The 20531-nt window shown below is 65.2% G+C and carries 16 protein-coding genes and 1 pseudogene; 8 read left to right on the forward strand and 9 right to left on the reverse strand.

Annotation, left to right across the window (positions count from 1 at the left end; genetic code table 11):
- Positions 1-22 precede the first annotated feature (22 nt).
- Both CJ179_RS12110 and CJ179_RS12115 read left to right on the forward strand, forming a co-directional pair.
- A complete protein-coding gene (locus CJ179_RS12110) occupies positions 23-3532 on the forward strand; it encodes a serine/threonine-protein kinase (protein ID WP_095861649.1) in 3510 nt (1169 codons plus the stop codon).
- Positions 3533-3843: 311 nt separating this feature from the next.
- Positions 3844-5337, forward strand: coding sequence for an MDR family MFS transporter (locus tag CJ179_RS12115; protein WP_095861650.1), 1494 nt, complete (start codon positions 3844-3846; stop codon positions 5335-5337).
- A 148-nt stretch (positions 5338-5485) separates the two neighbouring features.
- On the opposite strand, the gene CJ179_RS12120 is transcribed toward CJ179_RS12115, so the two are convergent.
- Entirely contained in the window at positions 5486-6301 is an 816-nt protein-coding gene (locus CJ179_RS12120) for a FadR/GntR family transcriptional regulator (RefSeq protein WP_095861651.1), read from the reverse strand.
- An 845-nt stretch (positions 6302-7146) separates the two neighbouring features.
- Between CJ179_RS12120 and CJ179_RS12125 the strand changes: the two genes are divergently transcribed.
- A complete protein-coding gene (locus tag CJ179_RS12125; protein WP_095861652.1) occupies positions 7147-9477 on the forward strand; it encodes a LuxR C-terminal-related transcriptional regulator in 2331 nt (776 codons plus the stop codon).
- 122 nt (positions 9478-9599) lie between these two features.
- Here the strand turns inward: CJ179_RS12125 and CJ179_RS12130 are convergent, their stop codons facing one another.
- The 8 genes and pseudogenes from CJ179_RS12130 to CJ179_RS12165 all read right to left on the reverse strand — a co-directional run bounded on the left by CJ179_RS12130 (position 9600) and on the right by CJ179_RS12165 (position 15666).
- A complete protein-coding gene (locus tag CJ179_RS12130) occupies positions 9600-10289 on the reverse strand; it encodes a bifunctional 2-polyprenyl-6-hydroxyphenol methylase/3-demethylubiquinol 3-O-methyltransferase UbiG (protein WP_257015454.1) in 690 nt (229 codons plus the stop codon).
- A gap of 56 nt (positions 10290-10345) precedes the next feature.
- Positions 10346-11575: a cytochrome P450 gene (locus CJ179_RS12135; RefSeq protein WP_095861653.1), complete on the reverse strand. Its 1230-nt coding sequence runs from the start codon at positions 11573-11575 to the stop codon at positions 10346-10348.
- Between the two features lie 74 nt (positions 11576-11649).
- Positions 11650-12495: a DUF4097 family beta strand repeat-containing protein gene (locus tag CJ179_RS12140; RefSeq protein ID WP_095861654.1), complete on the reverse strand. Its 846-nt coding sequence runs from the start codon at positions 12493-12495 to the stop codon at positions 11650-11652.
- Positions 12496-12794: 299 nt separating this feature from the next.
- Positions 12795-13673, reverse strand: a pseudogene (locus CJ179_RS12145) (FAD-dependent oxidoreductase).
- A gap of 56 nt (positions 13674-13729) precedes the next feature.
- On the reverse strand, positions 13730-14023 hold the full coding sequence (locus tag CJ179_RS12150) for a putative quinol monooxygenase (RefSeq protein WP_072946740.1): 294 nt from the start codon (positions 14021-14023) through the stop codon (positions 13730-13732).
- 246 nt (positions 14024-14269) lie between these two features.
- Positions 14270-14515 (reverse strand): hypothetical protein, encoded by a 246-nt coding sequence (locus tag CJ179_RS12155; RefSeq protein ID WP_095861655.1) that lies wholly within the window; start codon positions 14513-14515, stop codon positions 14270-14272.
- An 88-nt stretch (positions 14516-14603) separates the two neighbouring features.
- Complete coding sequence (locus tag CJ179_RS12160; protein WP_072946742.1) at positions 14604-14933, reverse strand: branched-chain amino acid transporter permease; 330 nt, start codon at positions 14931-14933, stop codon at positions 14604-14606.
- Positions 14926-15666 (reverse strand): AzlC family ABC transporter permease, encoded by a 741-nt coding sequence (locus CJ179_RS12165; protein WP_371851583.1) that lies wholly within the window; start codon positions 15664-15666, stop codon positions 14926-14928. The genes CJ179_RS12160 and CJ179_RS12165 overlap by 8 nt, the downstream gene beginning before the upstream one ends.
- An 80-nt stretch (positions 15667-15746) precedes the next feature.
- Between CJ179_RS12165 and CJ179_RS12170 the strand changes: the two genes are divergently transcribed.
- The 5 genes from CJ179_RS12170 (at position 15747) to CJ179_RS12190 (ending at position 20338) form a co-directional block, all read left to right on the forward strand.
- Positions 15747-16187: an Lrp/AsnC family transcriptional regulator gene (locus tag CJ179_RS12170; protein ID WP_005254660.1), complete on the forward strand. Its 441-nt coding sequence runs from the start codon at positions 15747-15749 to the stop codon at positions 16185-16187.
- A gap of 49 nt (positions 16188-16236) precedes the next feature.
- On the forward strand, positions 16237-17211 hold the full coding sequence (locus CJ179_RS12175) for a histone-like nucleoid-structuring protein Lsr2 (protein WP_095861656.1): 975 nt from the start codon (positions 16237-16239) through the stop codon (positions 17209-17211).
- A 167-nt stretch (positions 17212-17378) separates the two neighbouring features.
- Positions 17379-18746, forward strand: coding sequence for a hemolysin family protein (locus CJ179_RS12180; RefSeq protein ID WP_095861657.1), 1368 nt, complete (start codon positions 17379-17381; stop codon positions 18744-18746).
- Positions 18739-19752, forward strand: coding sequence for a hemolysin family protein (locus CJ179_RS12185; protein ID WP_095861658.1), 1014 nt, complete (start codon positions 18739-18741; stop codon positions 19750-19752). Before CJ179_RS12180 ends, CJ179_RS12185 begins: the two co-directional genes overlap by 8 nt.
- 55 nt (positions 19753-19807) lie before the next feature.
- Positions 19808-20338 carry a hypothetical protein gene (locus CJ179_RS12190; RefSeq protein WP_174705544.1) on the forward strand — a complete coding sequence of 177 codons (531 nt, stop codon included), beginning with the start codon at positions 19808-19810 and terminating at the stop codon, positions 20336-20338.
- The last annotated feature ends 193 nt before the right edge of the window (positions 20339-20531 follow it).

Here is a 20531-nt window from a genome sequence, read left to right on the forward strand (position 1 = left end):
CACGTTCGCGCCGAGGACGACGATGGCTGGCTCAGAACCACTGGCGACGACACAGCGTGACCCGATCCCTGGCATCGTCGCCGAACTTGCTGCGGTCGGACTCACCGACGCCACGGAAATCGGGCGCGGGGGATTCGGCATCGTGTACCGCTGCCAGCAGTCGGCCCTCAACCGCACCGTCGCCGTCAAGGTACTGACCGCCGACTTCTGCGCCGCGGATCGCGAACGGTTCGTCCGTGAACAGCTCGCCATGGGCCAACTGTCCGGTCACCCTCACATCGTCGATATCCACGAGGTCGGGACGACAGCGAGTGATCGCCCCTATCTGGTCATGCAGTACCGGGCGCTCGGCTCCTTGGACACCCGAATCCGCCGCGGCGGCCCCCTCGGATGGGCACAGGCGCTGCGCCTGGGCGTCAAGCTCGCCGGGGCGCTCGAAACGGCACACCGCCTCGGTGTACTGCACCGTGACGTCAAACCAGGGAATGTTCTGCTCACCGACTACAACGAACCACAGCTGACCGATTTCGGCATCGCGCGGATCAGCGGTGGATTCCAGACCGCGGCCGGCACCATCACCGGGTCGCCAGCCTTCACCGCCCCCGAGGTGCTGCACGGGCAACCACCCTCCCCGGTCTCGGATCTGTACAGCCTCGGCGCGACCCTCTTCTGCGCCATCACCGGCCATGCTGCTTTCGAACGGCGTAGCGGCGAACAACTCGTCGCCCAATTCCTGCGAATCACCACCCAACCCGTACCCGACCTGCGCGGGGGAGGGATACCCGACGACGTAAGCAGTGCCATCGAACACGCGATGGCGGGCGATCCTGATCAACGCCCCCCGACGGCATCGACCTTCGGAAACGAACTACGGGAAATCCAGGCCCACCACCACCTCCCCGTCGACGAAATGGCTCTGCCGACTCATCTCCGCACACCCGAGGAGATACCTGCCGAACACGGCGACCGGGCAGCGCGAGTCGCCCAGCTGACTCCACCTACCCCGGCAACCCGGTTCCGCCCGCCCAACACTCCTCACGAGTTGGTCCCACGCACCCGACTCATCGACACCCTGCGCGCCGGCCAACCGCGGCGACTGACCGTCATTCATGCACCCACAGGATTCGGCAAGAGCACTCTCGCCTCCCAATGGAGCGAGAATCTGGCCGACGACGGCGTGGCTGGCGCATGGCTGACCGTCAACCGCGATGACAACAATGTGGTGTGGTTCCTGTCTCATCTCATCGAGGCAATACGGCGAGTGCGGCCGGCCCTCGCCCGGGAGATGGGTTTAACCCTGGAAGAGCACGGAGACCAGGCGGAACATTACATTCTCACATCCTTGATCAACGAGATTCACCAGGCCGAAGGGACTATCGCCCTGGTCATCGATGATTGGCACAGAGTCACGAACCCGGACACCGTCGCCGCCCTGGCCTTCCTGATCGACAACGGTTGCCACCACCTGCAGATCATCGTGATCACCCGAACCCAGATGGGGCTTCCACTCAGCCGTATGCGTGTGCTCGATGAATTGACCGAGATAGATGCCAGCCAATTGCGTTTCAGCCCTGACGAGTCGAGAGCCTTTCTCGCCGAATCTGGATTGAAACTCCCTGATATGGCGATCACCGAACTATCGGCGAACACCGAAGGGTGGGCGGCCGCACTCCAATTGGCCTTGCTCTCGCTGCGCAAGACCACCGATCCCGGCGAGCTGATCGGACACCTGTCCGGCCGGCATCACTCCATCGGAGAGTTCCTCGCGGACAACGTGCTCGACACCCTCGAACCGCAGACGCTCGACTACCTGATGGCGACCTCGGTCACCGAGCGGATCAGCGGCTCACTGGCATCCGTCCTGACCCGATCCCACCGAGGCCAAGCCATACTCGAAGACATCGAGGAACGAGACCTTTTCCTGCACAGGCTCGACGATGAAGGACAGTGGTTCCGATACCACCACATGTTCGCGGAATTTCTCCAGAAAAGGCTCGAAAGAGATCAACCCGACCGCGTCGTCACCCTGCATGAAATCGCCGCCGAATGGTTCGGCACCCGGGGGCTACTCAGTGAGGCGGTTGATCATGCATTGGCGGCCGGAAAACAAGCCACAGCCGTCCGCCTGCTCGAACGCGACGGCATGTCCATGCTCGAACACGCCCAGATGGCGAGCTTTTTGGCGTTGATCGCCAAACTGCCCCCAGGGTTGGTCGAGCACAGTCCCCGACTGCAACTGACCACCGCGTGGGCCGAGTGCACCATGGTCCAGCCGCACCGTGCACGCGCAGCACTCGCCCGCGTCTACCGGTTGCTCGAGACGAACCAGGGCACCGACCACGACACCGCCGAATTGCGCTCAGAAGCTGACGTCGTCCAAGGACACATCGCGATCGAATCGGATCGCATAGGCGGCGTCGACGACCTGATGTCCCGATGCCTGAGGGATCCAGGGAGACTGCCCCCATGGGTCGTCTCCGCCGCCGCCGACATCGCGACTTTTGTCGACATCCATCAGTTCCGATTCGACACCGCGATCGATCGTCAAGTCTGGGCGGGTCCGTACCACGATCGCACAACGGGCCCCTTCAGCGTGATGTTCGGGCATTGCTTCGCTGGTCTCGCGCACCGTGAAAAACTCGCCCTCGCCGAAGCAGAGGCCGAGTTTCGCGAAGCGCTCCGTTTGGGTGCCACCCTGGGCGGAACCCAATCCCGGGCTGCGCGACTTGCCAGCGCGCTCCTCGCCGAACTGCTCTACGAACAAGGTCACATCACCGAAGCGGAACCGCTGCTTTATGAGAGCAACGAAATCCGTGACCAAGGCGGGGTCGTGGATTTCATGCTGGCCCGCTATGCCACCGGGGCACGGATCAAGGCCTTGCGCAACGACAGCGAATCTGCGAAACGGTACCTCGACGAAGGCACACGCATCGCCATCACCCGAGGACTCCCACGACTACAGGCGCGGATGGACTACGAACGAATCCTCCTCCATCCAATGACCGGAGAACGACTCGACGGCATCGTAGCTACGCCCTATTCCCATCGCCGAACTCCCGTCGACAGCCTCGACGAAACCACCGTCCAGCTCGAGGAAGCAACCGCGATCCAGCTCCTCCTTTTCGAGCCCAACGCGACACCGCAGACGCTCGCACTCGCCTGCGATTGGGCCGGCCAATGGGTGCAGACGCTCGAGGGGCGAGGCCGGCCACGCGCTGCACTTGACGCGCAGCGACTCCTCGTGGAGGCCTTCGCCGCCGCAGGACGCACCGAGCAAGCCAAACACCTCCTCACAGCAGTCGTGGCGAAATGTGCCCGCATCGGCCTGAGGCAGTACCTGCTCGACGGTGGACCACACGTCCCCCCACTCGTCCGTGAGCTGAGACAAGACGTCGAAAACGGCCACTGGCAGAGCAATTGGGAACCGGTGCCGTCCACCTTCCTCGATGACGTCCTGGTCGGCTCCGAACATCCCGCACCGGAACGCAACCAGGCTTCCGGCTCGACGGAGCGACCGCAAGACCCGCGTTGATCCACGCCAACACGGTGTGTCCGAGTCTCTAGCATTTCTCCGTGGCCGGTCGGTGATCGTGGACGGGCTGTGTGCGAAAGACCACATTTGATAACTAACCGGTTGGTTGTAAGGATGCTATTCTGGCAAACAACCAGTTAGTTAGAAACGTTTGGGGAACGCCTGCGTCCCTCCGGGAGACGGACTTGGTCAGGCAGGTGCCCTAGGCCCTTCATTGCAGATCCGAGGTAATCATGCCTACTCCGTCGTCCACGGAACCCGCACAGAACTCTGCCGAGCACGCCGGAACAGTGCCATCGGCAGGTCTTGCCATGAGCGCGCTGATAATGGCAGTTTTGCTCGCAGCCCTCGACCAGACGATCGTCTCAACCGCGCTGCCTGCGATCGCCTCCGACGTGGGCGGGTTCGCGTACATCGCCTGGGTCAGCGCCTCCTACCTCCTCGCGACAACGGCATCGACACCGCTGTGGGGAAAGCTCGGCGACATGTTCGGCCGCAGACGCCTTTATCTGGTTGCCATGGCCGTGTTCCTCGTCGCATCCGGATTGTGCGGATTGGCCCAGGACATGATTCAGCTCGTAGCGGCACGCTCCCTACAGGGCTTGGGCGGCGGCGGAATGCTGGTCCTCACGTTTGCACTGGTGGGGGATGTGGCCGGTCCGGAGGACCGGAGCCGATACCAAGGTATGTTCGGTGGCGTCTACGGCGTAGCCAGCATTCTCGGTCCTGTATTGGGAGGCGTATTCACCGACCAACTCTCCTGGCGCTGGGCCTTTTTGATCAACCTCCCCATCGGCCTGGTCGGTTTGCTACTCGCTTCGCGGAACCTACCCGCGGGCGCCAAGCGCCGGACTGGTCCCATCGACTACCTCGGAGCGACGATTCTCGCGGCCCTATCGGTCTGCCTGGTGCTGATCGTCTCCTTTGGTGATCAGTGGGGCTGGATCTCCCCCCGCACCATTGCCCTTGCGGCGGCGGCCGTGGTCTTGCTCCTCGTCCTCCTTCCGGCCGAACGCCGGGCACCCGAACCGGTATTGCCACTGCCCATGTTGACGACCACAACGGTATCCATTGCCGCACTCGTCGGCTTCATCGCCAATTTCGCGATGTTTTGTGTGCTGGTCTACCTGCCCACCTATCTGCAGGTAGTGCACGGCGTTTCCGCAACACTCTCGGGCGTACATATGCTCCCGCTTGTCCTCGGCCTCGTCATCAGCCAAGCGCTCGCCGGCCGATGGACCGGACGTACCGGTAAGTGGCAACTCTGCCTCGTTGCGGGCATGGCACTGAACATTGTCGGACTGCTTCTGCTGGCCACCCTCAGCGCCCACACCAGCGCTTGGGTACTAGGCCTCTACTTCGCTGTGGTCGGTATCGGCATCGGAATGGTGCCGATGGTCATCATGGCTGCCGTCCAAAACGCCGTCGACCCCGCCGACCTGGGCGCGGTCAGCGCCATGGTCACATACTCTCGCTCGATGGGAGCAGCTTTCGGTGTCGCAGCGTTCGGGGCTGCGTTCAACCACGCCTTCAACCCGCGACTGACCACTGCGCTGAACCATTCGGCCCTGCCGGCCGAGTTCGATCTCACCAAGACCGATACCATCGCATCTCTATCGCCCGCGGTGAAGATTCCAGTCCTGGAAGCGTTCTCGGACACCGTCGCCGGCACCTTCCTCGCGACCGTCCCGCTGCTTGTCCTCGGTTTCGTTCTCACCCTCTTCCTCGCGACGAGACGCAGCGCGGTACCCCGCCGCGCGGAGGTGAAACGAAACCGCGCGAGGCCGTATTCGCTGAAGGGGTAGTCCGCGGCCTGCCTGCCATCGACCGCAGTCTCGCGAGGATGCAGCAGCTCAGGCGTCAATTTGGCCCTCGTCATTCGTCTACAACACCGAGAATTCACGCGAACACACGGATCACGCCAGTTCGCGATGCGGCAACGAGACCCGCGTTCTACTGCGCAACGTCACGCCACTTCACGGGCCGCTCGTAGGCCTCCGGATACCGCCGTTTTACGAACTCATGAAACTCGCGCATATGCCGGCGCATCGCCCACCGGGCGCCTTCGGGGTCGCCAGCACGGATCGCGTCAGCGATAGTGACGTGTGCCTTGAGCACAGCGGCGCGATTCTCGATCGAGTAGCTGACACCCAACGGCATGCCATCGGTGATCTGGTGAAGCGACACGATAAGGAGGGTGAAGAGATCATTCCCCGCTGCGGTAGCGATCGCAGCGTGGAACCGGTCGTTTTCCGCGCGAAAGTTCTCGTCGTTGTCGAGGAAGGCTTCCATCCCAGCTATGGAGTCCGCGATGAGCTCTCGGATTTCCTCTGACGCACCTACGGCGGCCCGCCCTGCCAACTCCGGCTCGAGAATCTCGCGGGCTGCGATGATCTGACTGAAGGGCACGGCTCGAAGCTGCAGGAACAGTCCGAGGGAGCCGGCGAGATCGTGGGCATCGGGATCCGCAACAAAGGGGCCGCCTTGGGGCCCAGCTTTCATTGTCAGAACCCCGCTCATCTCCAGGAATCGCAGCGACTCACGTAGCGTTCCGCGACCCACCTCGAAGCGGGCGACCATGTCTCGTTCGCTCTGCAACCGTGTTCCCGGCGCCAGTCGGTCATCGGTAATGTCATCGACGATGAGCTGGGCGATTTCAACGGCAGCCTTGTGGGATCGCCGGCTCTTGGTTCGCCGACGAGGGACTCGGTCTTCGTGAATACCTTTGCGGACAGGCGTGGCCCGTGAATCGTCGGCGTTAGCGGGCATGGCGTCGCCTCCGGGGGCGCACAACGATGCCAGGTGCCTGTCCAATCATAGTATTAATGGTACCGCAGGCCCATCGTGAGTTCGGTAGCGGTCCAGGGTGCTGTCCCCATCCATCGCCTCCCTACGGACCGCGGAGCGTGCGGGTACCTTCCGGCAGGTTGCGGGGATGTCGCAACCTACGGGGTGGAGACGCTCCCTGACGGATGCGGCACTGCTCCACTCCGGCCTCCGCGGTGGTGCTGATCGCGACGTTGTAGTTGGCCCTACGAACGATCGCGTCGAACCGTTATCCATGGTCTGGCAGTCATTGCCCAGGATCGACTGACTTTGAAAGCGAATCCTCATGATCGGCAGTCACCTACTCCACTACCGGCGATCCGCGGCGGAGTATTGCTGTTCAGCAACGAAAGTGGGTGAACGGCAACTTCGTCGACCTGGCGTGCTTGCCGGCGATTTCGCGCTGCTGTTGTTCCAGGGCTGACCCATGATCTGGATGTCTTCGTCAAGGCGGCTGAGCCGTACCACCCCGGAGGGAAACAAGCATGTACGCCCGCTACGCGCCAGCGCAAGGACGGTTTGGGATGGTCCTAGATTCAAGGCGAATCCCAGGACGAACGGGGTCGACGCGCCACACGAGGTCGCGCATCACCGACCAATGATGTAGGCGGGCCGATTCACACGAGATCCAACCGGCGCCGGTGGGGACAATCCGATGCGCAGGACGGAGATTTCCAGCCGAGTCAATAGGGACTGTAATTCCGGCGGGCACAGTCCGACAACCCATGCCAGGTGAAGGCGCCAACGGGTACCGTTGTGTGAAGAATCTCGACGAGAGTGACGATGGGATGGCAGCCGGCGTTCGGAGCAATTTAGGAAACTTGCCCCTAGAACTGACTAGTTTCGTCGGTCGTCGCCATGAAGTAGCAGAGGCAAGACGGTTGCTGTCCTCCTCCCGCCTGTTAACACTGACAGGAGTTGGAGGAGTCGGTAAAACAAGGTTGGCTTTGCGGGTTGCGGCGGAGGTGAAGCGCGCATTCCGTGACGGAGTCTGGCTGGTAGGACTCGGCGACCTGCGAGACCCCGTTCTCGTGCCGGACACCATCGCTACCGGTCTGGGACTTAGAGAACAATCATTTCGCCCGACGTTGACAATGCTGGCCGAGTATCTCAGGGACCGACAACTTCTGTTGGTCCTGGACAATTGTGAGCACCTCGTTGACGAGGTCGCGAAGTCCGTCGAAACACTGCTCACATCCTGTTCGGACCTGCGTATCCTGGCCACGAGCCGGGAACCGCTCGGTATCGGCGGCGAATCCGCAATGAGAGTTCCCCCGCTGGCGGTACCGGATCCGTACCGTTCAGTTTCCTTACGAAGTCTTCCGCGATACGAATCCGTGACCCTCTTCGCCGAGCGGGCTGCAGCCGCACTCCCGGGTTTCGAGCTAACTGAGGACAACCAGCTGGCGGTCGCCCAAATATGCTCCCGCTTGGAAGGCCTCCCGCTACCCATCGAGCTGGCGGCGGCGCGGCTCAGAGCGATGTCGGTAACGCAGATCTTGCAGCGTCTCACGGACCGATTCAAATTGCTAACAGGTGGCAGCAGGGTTGCGCCAGGCCGTCAGCAGACTCTGCGCCTTTCCATGGACTGGAGCTTCGAACTGTGCACCACGCATGAACGACAACTGTGGGCCCGATTGTCAGTGTTCGCAGGAGGATTCGAACTCGATGCGGCGGAGGAAATCTGCGCAGACGAATTGAATTCCGGACGATTGCTCGATCACGTAGTTTCGCTCGTCGACAAATCAATTCTCATCCGTGAGGAGCCCGGCAAGGTCGTGCGGTACCGGCTTCTAGAGACGTTGCGCGAGTACGGACGTGAGAAGTTGCAGGAGGCAGGGGAGGATTCGCAGCTTAGGCGTCGCCACCGCGACTGGTACAAAAGGATGGCGCTGCGGGCGGAGGTGGAATGGATTAGCCCGTCACAAGTGGAGCTGATAACGCGATTGCAGCGAGAGCAAACGAATCTTCGTGAGGCACTCGAATTTTCGATGACAGATCCGACTGAATCGGAGTCGGGCGTGGAGATCGCCGCTGCCCTCTATCCGTTCTGGCGTTTGCGTAGTCCTTTGGGTGAGGGAAGACATTGGCTTGACCTCGCCCTCGCCAGTCAGGGCGACCAACCAAGTACCGGACGAGTCAAAGCGCTCTGCGCCGACAGCATGTTAGCCGGAGTACAGGGGGACCTCCGCGCAGCTGCGGCTCGCATCGAAGAGGCGCGCGTCGTCGCAACCAAGATCGGCGGTGACGAGATGGGTGCGCTCGTCACCTCCGATGAAGGGCGCCTGTCGCTGTACGCCGGGGACCTCACTCATGCCGTCGCCTGTTTCGAGTCCGCTGTCAACTTCTTCCGCAAGGTCGGCAACATTCACAGAGTGATTGGCGATCTGCTCGGACTCGGACTGGCCTGCGGACTGAACGGGGACATTGAACGAGCGGTCGCATGTCACGAGGAGGTGCTTTCACTCGCCGAGCCTCGCGGCGAATCTGTGTACCGGTCATATGCACTGTGGATCCTTGGAATGCTGGTTGCACAGCAAGGTGACCCTGTTCGCGCCACCACACTGCTCGAACAAGGCCTGCAACTCACGCGAGTCGTGGATGACCCTCTTACCTCTGCATGGTGCTTGGAAGCGCTGGCGTGGATCGCTGCGGGTGATCAAAGGGCGCAACGCGCCGCCATACTGTTGGGAAGCGCCGAGTCCCTCGGGAAGAAGGTCGGCGGCCGCACCGCCATTGTTCCGAATCTTCTTCTTTACCACGAGGAGTGCGAACGCCGCACACGTCGAGTGCTCGGTGACCGGGCATTCCAATCGGCCTACGCGCAAGGCGAGGCTTTCGGCTACGAGGAAGCCCTTGCTTATGCGCTCGACGAGCAGTTCCCGACAGCGTCGCCAGCTTCAACCTCAGATTCGACGACTCTGACCAAACGGGAGCTGGAAGTAGCCGCTCTCGTTGCACAGGGACTCACAAACAGAGCAATCGCCACGAAACTCGTGATATCCCAACGCACAGCACAAGGGCACGTCGAGCATGTCCTTGCAAAACTCGGATTCACCTCGAGGGCGCAGATCGCGGCGTGGATGGTCGAGCAAACACATGACGAACAGAACTCCTAGTTCTTCCCGGGCGTTCTCGCAGCGTCACGCGTAACGACGAGACAGGTCGGGAGTTGTACGCGTTCGCCTCAGGCCTCCGTACCGCACCACTGACGTCGAACCTGCGCACCAGGTCCCCGCATTCAGCGACGACTTGACGATGGCCTGCGCGCGGAGTCTGCGGGTGCCGGATCAGAAACTGACCGCGGCGGAGCAGGAGGACGTGGTGTGGGCCGCGCGGCCTTTGGTCTCGGGGCTGGTTGGTGTGATGGTTGCCCACCGCGCCTGTGGGCGCGCAGGACCACGTCGTGGGTGTGGTGTGCGCCCGCGCCGCCGCTGATCGAGCGTTCCCGCACTTCGTTGACGTCGGTGTGCCAGCTGTCATCGAGTAGCGCTGCCACATCACCGGGTGTGACCCACTCATCGGGTTCGAAGCCGTGCTCGCGTGCCGCGGTCGCGTCGCGGATGTCGTGGTGCACGATCAGCAGGGTGCCGCCCGGTGCGACGGCGGAGATCAGCGCGCGTTCGGCGGCACGGTCGGCGGTTCTGCGCAGGGCGGGGTACTGGGCGGAGACCAGGTCGAAACCACCGGCGGGTAACTCGGCATCGAGCAGTCCGCTCAGCACCCAGGTGATGTCCACGTTTTCCCTGTCTGCGTGGGCCCGGGCCCGGTGGAGGGCGATGCGCGAAATGTCCAGCGCGGTGACGGCCCATCCCTGGCGGGCGAGCCAGAGTGCGTCGGCGCCTTCACCGCAGCCGACGTCGAGGGCGCGTCCCGGGCGTGCGCCGGTCATCTCGTCGACGAGTGCGCCGTTGGGTTCTCCGCTCCACACGCGATCGCGCTCGCTGTAGCGCGCATCCCCCGTGAGTACTTATTAACCGCCCGACGTTAATAAGTACTCACGGGCCGAAGGCACACTGGAAGTTCGTGCACGCCATAGATGTTCATGTCGGACTTGAGCTTCACCTCGCCCGCCGGGACGGCGAGTTCGAGATTCGGGAAGCGGCGCAGCAGTCCCTCGAAGCCGGCGCGCATCTCGAGGCGGGCCAGTTGCTGGCCCAGGCACAGGTGGACGCCGTGGCCGAAGGACAGGTGACCGCGGGCCTTGCGGTGGATGTCCAGGGCATCGGGGTTGTCGAAACGCAGGGGGTCGCGGTTGGCGGCCAGCAGGGAGACGACGACGGTCGATCCCTTCCCGATCGTTTCGCCGCCGAGTTCGATGTCCTCCGTGGCGTAGCGATAGAAGATGTCGGCGACGGCCAGGTAGCGCGTGAGTTCCTCGACGGCATCGGGCATCAACTCCGGGTCGGCACGGAGTTCGGCCAGCTGCTCGGGGTGCTCCAGGAGCGCGAAGGCGCCCAGTGCCAGCATGTTGGCGGTCGTCTCGTGGCCCGCGAGCAGCAGCAGGAATGCGATGCCGATCAGCTCCTCGACGGTGAGGTCGTCGTTGCGGGCCAGGTCGGACAGGATGTCCTCGCCGGGTGCGGCACGTTTGAGCGCGACCAGTTCGGCCAGGTACGTGGTCAGCGCACCGTACGCGGCCATCTTCTCGTCGAGCGCCTGGTCCTTGACCAGGAACTTGGCCGTGTTGACCTGGAAAGTCTCCCGGTCCGCGTAGGGGACGCCGAGCAGTTCGCAGATCACCAGTGACGGCACCGGCAGTGCGAACTCCTTGACCAGGTCGACCGGCTGGGTCAGGCGCGCCATCTCGTCCAGTTGCCGCTCGACGACGTCGACGATGTGCTCCTCGAGTTGCTTCATGCGTCGCACGGTGAAGGCGCCGGTGAGCTTGCGCCGCAACCGGGTGTGGTCCGGCGGGTCCATCGCGATGAACAACCCCGGGACCTGCGGGGACGGCTCGGTGGCGGCGGGCATGCCGGGCGTCTCGTACGGCACGTGCAGAATGCCGATGTCCGGGCGCGAGCTGAACCGGGTGTCGGCCAGAAGCCGGCGGACCGCGTCGTAGCCGGTGACGAGCCAGCCCTCGTGACCGTCGGGGAAGACCAGCGGACTGACGGGTCGAGCGTCGCGCAGCCGGGTGATTGCGCTGGGCGGGTCGAACGGTCCCGCATCGCGATCCATCGGGAGGCCGTGCGGGACGGGAACGGTTCGGCTCATCGGATGTCCTTCTCGTGCCGGGTGAGTGTGCTTGACGGTCATGGGTTCTCCTGTACTCCAGGGTCGGAAATGGATCAGGAACGGCGGATCGTGATGCCGCCGAACGAGGTGTGCGCACGCACCTCGGCCGTCCTGTCGGACGCCGCGGGCCGGGTGATGTCGTCCAGCGCGTTGTGTACCCGCCCGAACTTGGACTTCACGTCCAGCCGAGCGGCGGTGCCCTCGGCGATGCCGATCTCCAGGTCGCCCATCGCGGTCCCGACCTCGACCGAGCCGTGGGCCACCTCGGCGATGCGAATGCTGCCGTTGGCCGTCTTCGCCTCGACACTCGCGCCGGCCCGGTCGACGGAGATGGCGCCGTTCGCCGAGCGCACGCGGACGTCCCCGGTGACCGCGGCGATCGTGGTGTCGCCGTTGGAGTTCTTCACGACCACGGAGCCCGCGGTCTCGCCGATGCGTACCTTCCCGGAGCCGGTGCGGATCTCGGCGTTGCCCGCGACGCCGTCCGCGGTGACGTCACCGGCCGCGGTGTTCACGCGCAAGGAACCGGTCCGCTCGAGTCGGACGTTCCCGGCGGAGGTCTTGAACGTGCACTCCCCGAGCCGGCCCGTGCCACTGAGGTTTCCCACCTGCAACGAGCCGGATACCCGTGAACCGCTAGGTAATTCGATCGACACGTTCACCGACCGGGTCTTGCGGGAGAAGTCGAAGGCGCGCGCCTTCGGTCCCGTGACCTGAAGAACGCCGTCCGCGTAGTCGACGCGGACGTGCTGGGCGGCCTGGACGTCCGACTCGTCGGAGTCGTCGCTCGGATGCACATCGACGACGGTGTCGGTCCGGTCGCTCGCGGTGATCCACACATTGCCGACGCCGAGGCCGAGCGTGACGGAAATCGGTTCGGGTGTCTCGAAATTGGGCATGGTTGTCCCCTTCGTCGTGGGTAGGTGGCACGTCTCGCAGGTCGGGGACGTGGTGTAGCGGGATGCATTGGCCGCATCCTCGATCGGCTCAGCCGGTGGTGCGGTCGCGATGTCTCTCATACGAGATCAAGTGCATGGCACCACTATGGCACCATGATGGCATCAACGCAAGGCCTAAGTGGCTCACCACGGGGATGGCGCGGCACCACGCAGTGGCTATCGACTGAAAAGCTGCTGGTCAGGAAGCGGCCGGGTCAATCGGCGATGGCTGCGGCGAAGTCCTCGGAAGGTCCGGACGGTCACTGTCCGGGATCAGGCCGTGCCTGCAGCGTCGGCGCGGCGGCGGCCGGCAGCGCGTCGCGGTCGCGGTTCAACGGGGGATAGACGCGTTGGGTGTTGATGGTGATCTTCGTGGCTTTGGCCTGCGCGCCGCGCGTCACCACCTGGCGATCCCACCCCTCGGTGTACACCGCGCCGGCCGGTCCGAGGTCGAGAATCAATCGTGGCGTACCAGGGGATCCGGAGCGGCAACATCGGCTCCCCGAGTAGATCGCCGACGACGTTGTAGCCCGCGTAGCGGCCCATCGGGCGCCCGTGCTGGCACGACATCACCGACAGGTGGCCCTCGTCCACCCGCGCCGCGGCGACGTCACCGGCGGCGAACACTCCGGGCGAGCCGATCACGCGCAGATAGTCGTCGACCGCCGCGGTCGCCGCGCCCACGCCCGCTCGACCGTTGGACAGTGTGGCCAGGTGGCGCTGCAACTTCATCGCGCCGTCGTACGTGTCCACGTCGAAGTCCAATTCCCGCAGACCGGGGATGTCGGGCTTCCTTACCCGACTGCCCAGCGCCAGGACCAATCGGTTGTACCGCTGCGTGCCCCTGCCCCGTCGCCCGAGACGGTGACGGTGCGCGCCGCGGTGTCGATCGCCGTCACCTCGGCGGCGATGTGCCCGACGCCGACGGGGTCGAGCAGGTCGCTCAGCGGGATGCGGCACGCGCTGAGGTCCGCCTCGTAGTTGCGGACCCGGATGTCGTGGAAGGGCTTCGCGCTGATCACCGTGACATCGACGGTGCTGGCTGCGCCGAGTTCGTCGAGCCGCCGCGCGGCTCCCAGCGCGGCCCACGAACCGGCGAACCCCGAGCCGAGGACGAGGACGCGATCGGAATCGGTCACCCCGCCATCGTGCCAGGTCTAGGCCGCGACGACTGCCGGATCGCGATCGTGCGCGATCATTCGCCGAACAACGCCCGCTCGTCGGCGACGTCGTACTCGGCTACCGACGCCGTGAGCATTGCCGCGCCCTGCTCGTCGCTGGGGCCGCTGCTGCGGAAGGCGTCGACCGCCGCCTGCGACTCCCAGCGCTCGAAGATGTTGATGCGGCCAGGGTCGATCAGGTCGGCCGAGATGGCGAAGTCGAGGCAGCCGGCCGCGCCGCGCGCCTGTTCGACGACGCTCACGCAGCCTGCGAGGTAGGACTCGCGCTGCTCCGGTTCGACGGTGATGTGTCCGGCGACGATGACCATGGCTTCGCTCCCGGTTCGGGTAGTCGGACGCTTGTTCCGGAGTCGGGGTGATTCCGGGGGCACGGAATATCGCGGAATATCTCCGAGGACGGTACTGTTGAACACGCTGACGGTGTCGGACATACCCCGGGTACCACATTAAATTCGTCGCCGAGAGCGACCACTTGCCGAGAGGCGATATGACGGCACCGTCGCAGAAGCCGCCGGCACCCTCGGGTGCCGGCGGTTTTCGTTGTGCGGTGGACCTTACTGTTCCTTCTTGTCCTTCCCGAGGCGGGCGGCGAGCATCGCCTTGCCCAGATCGCCGCCCTTCCGGCTCACGGCCTGGGCACGGCGGAAGAAGTCGGCCAACTCGGCATCGCCGTCCATGTCGGCGTCGGAGATGTAGCCCTCGAGACGCAGAGCGTTGCTCAGTGACGCTTCGACGAACCAGATCAGGTTGTAGTCCTTGTCCCGTAGACCCGTCACCGAACCAACTTCTTGTTCACTCATCAGTGCGTCCTTCCCGAGAAACGGCCGACTGTCTTGTGGTTCCTGCCTACCCGTGTGGTTGCATCGTAGAACGTGAGGCGCGCCGGGCTCAGGCGAATGCCCAGTTCATCAGGACGACGTACAGACCGGTCCCGACGACGATCGAGAGCACCGCGTTCTTACGCCACAGTTGTACCGCGGCCGTGGCCCCCACCGCGATCAATTCGGGGATCCCGTGCGACGGCGCGGTGACGGAGACGTTCTTCAGCGAGTACGCCACCAGGATCAGCATGATCCCGGCAGGCATGTAAACACCTAGGTAGCCGACGAGTGCGGACGACCGCAACGGCATGACGATCGCGAACGGGACCGCCCGCAGGGCGAACGTGACCACCGCCATGATCGCGACGGCCGCGAGGATGTAACCGGGGTCAGGCATCGGCGGGCACCTTTCTCCGCGTGACGAAGTATCGGACGACGAGCAGGCTCACGAATGCGCCCATCGCGATCGGCAGCATGTGTTCGGCGTCGACGAGTCGCGCGGTCAGGGCGCATGCCACGGCGATCGTGGGAACCGCGAAACCGCTCTGGGCCCGGATCGCCTCGATGGACAGCACGACGAACAGTGCGGTCAGCGCGAAGTCGAGTCCGACGATGTTCTCCGGGATCCACTGCGCTGCAGTCGCTCCGAGGATCGCCCCGCCGATCCAGTACGCGTGGAGGTACAGCTGCGAGTACACCATGACCCGGCCGGTCATCGACCTCCGGTCGCCGGTGACCGACATGGCGTACGCCTCGTCGGTCAGCGCGAACATGCTGTAGAACCGGGCGAGCCGGCCCTTGACCCTGTCGAGGGGAAAGCTCAAGGCGTAGAACACGTGCCGGAAGTTCACCAGCAGCGCGGTCAGCGCGATGTAAGGGAGGGGCGTCAGGGTGGCGACCATGCCGACCGCGATGAATTCGAGGGAACCGGCGTAGATCAGCGAGGTGAAGACCATCGCCCACCAGGGGTTGAGTCCCTGCTGGACCACGAGCACCCCGAGGGCGATCCCCAGCGGAATCAGTCCGATCCCGACGGGGAGGGATGCCTGCAGGGCCCGACGCCATTCCGGCGTGTGCCGGTGGTCGGGGTCGACGACTGCGGTCGCGGCAAAGGGGGCTGGATCGATCACCACGCAAATCTATAGCAACTATCCCGGTGCGCGATTGCGAGCGAATGCCCATAATCGGCCCTGTGCGCAATAATAGTGCGATGGATGATATCGATCACGCAATTCTCGACCACCTGCGCAACGACTCCAGTCTGACCAACACCGAATTGGCGGATCTCGTGGGTCTGACTCCCTCCCCGTGTCTGCGCAGGGTCAAGAAACTCGAGGCGGACGGCGTCATCACCGGCTACCGCGCGATCGTCAGCCAGGAGGCGCTGGATCGGGGATTCCAGGTGATCGTCACCGCCGAGATCGGCGTGAACGATCAGGCGACCATCGAACAGTTCGAGTCCCGAGTCGCCGCCTTCGACGAGGTGATCGAATGCAGGAGGCTGTTCGGGATCCCCGACTATTTCATCCGGGTCGCGGTCCGCGACCTCGCGACGTACGAGAACTTCATGGCCACGAAGCTCAGCGGGCTCCCGGCGGTGTCGCGGGTGACGTCGCTGATCACGATGAAGACCATCAAGAGTGCTGACTGACCGGCCGCGAATCGGGTTTGTCCCGCGTCTGGTCCCCTATCCTGGCGATATGCCCGACGACCTGCTGATCGCGCGGAATCCGGAAGCCGGCTCGACGCTTCCCTATCTGGTGCGGGTTCCGCTGGGACCGGGCGGCATCGTCGTCAAGGCGAAGCAGCCCTGGCCCCGCGAATCCAAGGTCTACTGCCACCGGGCCGACGAATGGCCCGCCGACGCCGAAATCCTGGAGCGGCTCGAGGTTCGTTCGTGCACCCGGCGAGGCCCCGCGATCGACCTGGTGCTCACCCGTGCCCGGGAGAACCGCTCCCAGTTGGTGATGACCCGTGCGCGGGGCCGGGAGATGATCTTCTGGCAGTCGCCGCGCACCGCGAAGCAGGCGAGGCCCGCGGTCACGGTGCCGACGGCGCGGGCCCACGGCCGCGTGCTCGACATCGTCGTCGACACCGCCGAAAAGTATCCGTACACGTTCGGGAAGCAGCAGGCGACCACGGTTCGCCGACGGCTGTCGGCGGGTGACTACGCGGTCGAGGTCGGCGACGAGATCGTGGCGGTGGTGGAACGCAAGACGCTCGAGGATCTTGCGGCGAGCCTGCTGTCCGGGCGGATGACATACGCGGCGGCCGAGTTGAGCGCATTGCCTCGGGCCGCCGTGGTGGTCGAGGACCGGTACAGCCGGCTGTTCAAGCTCGAACACGTCAGCGGAGCCAGGGTCGCCGAGGCGCTGGCCGAATTGCAGGCCCGGTTTCCGGCGCTGCCGGTGACGTTCTGCGAGACGCGGCAACTGGGCCAGGAGTGGACCTATCGCTGGCTGGGCGCCTGCCTGCACGAGTGGGAATCGGCTCGGGCGACCAGCGATCTCGAAACGACGTTCGCGACGGCCCCGTCCGTGGCGCCCGCGAAAGTCGACGTGCAGCGCCCCGCGGTCGTCCGCGACTGGGCTCGGGCTCAGGGGATCGAGGTGTCGGAGAAGGGGCGGATCCCGGCAGCGGTGATGCGCGCGTTCTCGGCGGCTCATCCGCAGTGAGAGCGTGACCCTGCGCACCCATCGTCCGGAAAGGTAAAGAGCCCTTTACTATGGGTGGCTCGTACTCCGATTACAGAGAGAGCCATGACCAGCGCTTCGCGCCCCCGAAGACCCAGCCCGCCCCAGAGTGATCACCGCAGTCCCGGACGCACGACGCGGGTGACACCGTGGTGACCGTCCTGAGCATCGGCTTCGGCGTCGTCGTCGTATTACTGATCACCGCCCTGACCGGCTATTTCGTCGCGCAGGAATTCGCGTACATGTCAGTCGACCGCTCACGGCTCAAGGCCAGGGCCGAGGCGGGAGACATGGGCGCCGCACGCGCGCTGGCCGTCACGCGCCGCACCTCGTTCATGCTTTCCGGCGCCCAGTTGGGCATCACGGTCACCGGTCTGCTCGTCGGTTACGTCGCCGAACCCCTGATCGGGCGCGGTCTCGGCGAACTTCTCGGCGGCGTCGGCATCCCGACCGCGGTCGGGGTCGGTGTCGGTGCCGTCCTCGCCGTCCTGTTCTCCACCTTCGTCCAGATGCTGTTCGGTGAACTGTTCCCGAAGAACCTGGCGATCGCCCGTCCCGAACCGGTGGCGCGATGGCTCGCGCTGTCGACCACCGTCTACCTGAAACTTTTCGGCTGGTTGATCTGGTTGTTCGACCAGTCGTCGAACCTGCTGCTGCGCGCGCTGCGGATCGAGCCGGTCCACGACGTCGAGCACTCGGCGACCGCACGGGACCTCGAGCACATCGTCGCCGAGTCCCGCGACGCCGGTGAGCTGCCGCGGGAACTGTCGACCCTGCTCGACCGGATCCTCGACTTCCCCACCCGCACCGCCGGGCACGCCATGATTCCCCGCGCCCACGTCGACACCGTCCGGGCCGACGAACCCCTGAGCAGCGTGCTCGAGAAGATGGGCGCCGGACACACCCGCTACCCCGTCGTCGGGACCTCCTCCGACGACCTGCGCGGCGTCATCCACCTCCACGACCTGCTCGGCGAACAACCCGACGGGGTGGCCGCGTCCCGGGCCCGCGCGGCCGTCGTCGTGCCGACGTCGCTGCCGCTGCCCGACGTGCTGGAACAGCTGACGGCAGCCCGGGACGAGATGGCCCTCGTCGTCGACGAGTACGGCGGTTTCGCCGGCGTCATCACGATCGAGGATCTCGCGGAGGAACTCGTCGGTGAGATCGCCGACGAACACGATCCCGACGGCGACACGTCGGTGACGGGCTCCGAATCCGAGGGCTGGACGATGCCCGGCGACCTGCACATCGACGAGGTGGAGCGCGTCCTCGGACACGACCTCCGGTCCGGCGACTTCGAGACGCTCGCCGGCGCCGTCATCGCGGAGTTCGGTGGTCTCCCCCTCGTCGGGGATGTCGTCGCGATCCGATTGAACCCGGATCCGGCCGACCTGATCGCCGACGCCCATCCGCCCGTCCGCAACCTCGACGCCGAGGTGCGGGCGGTCGACAAGCACGTTCCATCCTCGCTGTTCGTGAGGCTCCGCATCGTGGAGAGTGACTCGACCGATGAGTAATCCCTGGGTCGTTCTGGTGGTCACCGTCGGGTTGATCGCGGCCAGCGCGTTCTTCGTGGCCATCGAGTTCGCACTGATCGCCGCCCGTCGCCACCGGCTCGAGGACGCCGCCCCCACCAGTCGGGCGGCGCGGGCCGCTCTGCGCAGCGCATCCGAGCTGTCGGTGTTGCTGGCGGGATCCCAGCTGGGCATCACCGTGTGCACCCTCGCACTCGGTGCCGTCACGAAGCCGGCCGTGCATCACTGGCTCACCCCGGCGTTCGAAGGGTGGGGTGCGCCGCTGTGGCTCGCGGACGTCCTCGGATTCGTCCTCGCCCTGATCATCGTCACGTTCCTGCACCTCGTCGTCGGCGAGATGGCACCGAAGTCGTGGGCGATCGCACACCCGGAGAAATCGGCGACCCTGCTGGCGATCCCGATGCGCGCGTTCATGTGGGCCACCCGCCCACTGCTGCTGGTGCTGAACCGGATGGCGAACCGGTGCCTGCGACTGTTCGGCGTGGAACCGGTCGACCAGGTCGGGGCGGGCCAGGATCCCGATGCGCTGCGTCACCTCGTCGAGCACTCCGCGACCGTCGGCACGCTCGACGAGCGGTACCACGGCCAGCTGACCAGTGCCCTGGCACTCCAGTCGCTCACCGTGCGGGACATGGTGCGGCCGAACACCTCCCCGAGCAGCGTCGCCCCGGATGCGACCGCCGCGGCGATCAAGGCGGCAGCGGATCGGAGCGGCCACCTCCGGCTGCTCGTGCGCGACGAGGACGGGATCAGGGGCGTGGTGCACGCGCGGGACAGTCTGCGGGCAGGCGCGGGAGTCACTGCCGCCGACCTGATGCGCCCGGTGCTGACCCTCGACGCGGACGCCGCCGTGTACGAGGCGTTGCACACGATGCGCGAGACCCGTAGCCATCTCGCGATCGTCACCGACGACGGGCAGCTGATCGGCGTCGTCACGCTGACGGACGTCCTCGCGCGTCTGCGCCCGGCGGCGGGGGCGTCCGCCTGACCCGTTTCGCATACCGCGGCCGGTGCCGGGATCGTGGGAGCGGTACCCTCGCGGGGTGAATTCACGGTTGGATGTGGTCGCGCGGGTGCGCGGCTCCGTCGTGGGTTCACTGTCCGGCGCGGTCAGCATCGCCGCGCACGGTATCGCCGGCGGCGGAATGCCCCCGAGCGACGGTTCGGTGGTGCTGCTTCTCGCGGCGTGCGCCGCCGTCGGAGCGTCGGTCGCCGCCATCCGGGTGGCCAGCCGCGAATGGTTGTTCGTGCTGTCGGTGCTCGCAGTGGGCCAGCTGATCGGCCACACCACGCTGGCGTTGGCGGCCGATCATGCGCACGGCCTGGGACTGTCCACTCCGATGATCGCCGCGCACATCGCCGCCATTGCGGTGGCCGCGGTGCTGGTCCGATCGGCCGAACGCGCCTGTCTGCGGGCCCTGGCGGCGCTGACGCGCATCGTTCTCGCCGTCCTGGCCCCACTGCAGGTCGATACCGGCACCTGGTCGGCGACCCCGGTCTACCGCGCGAAGCTGTCGTTGTGGCTGCTGGTCGCCGCGGGCGCCGGCACCCGCGGGCCACCCGCACTCGTCTAGTCGAACCTCTCACCGCCCTCCCGGCGCACACGGAAAGACGTGTCGCTCGCCGGTCGGGCGTGTTCTCACACGGCACCAGCAGACTCCCGGCGAGTCCCGGTGCCGATCCCTTCCCGAGTCGGAACATCCCTGACCTCGCGTTGCCCAGCGCACCCCTGACGTGCGCGGCCTCGACGGCGCTGGGTGCCCGCCT

The sequence above is a fragment of the Rhodococcus sp. ACS1 genome (genome assembly GCF_002300155.1).
GTDB classification, from domain to species: domain Bacteria; phylum Actinomycetota; class Actinomycetes; order Mycobacteriales; family Mycobacteriaceae; genus Rhodococcus_F; species Rhodococcus_F koreensis.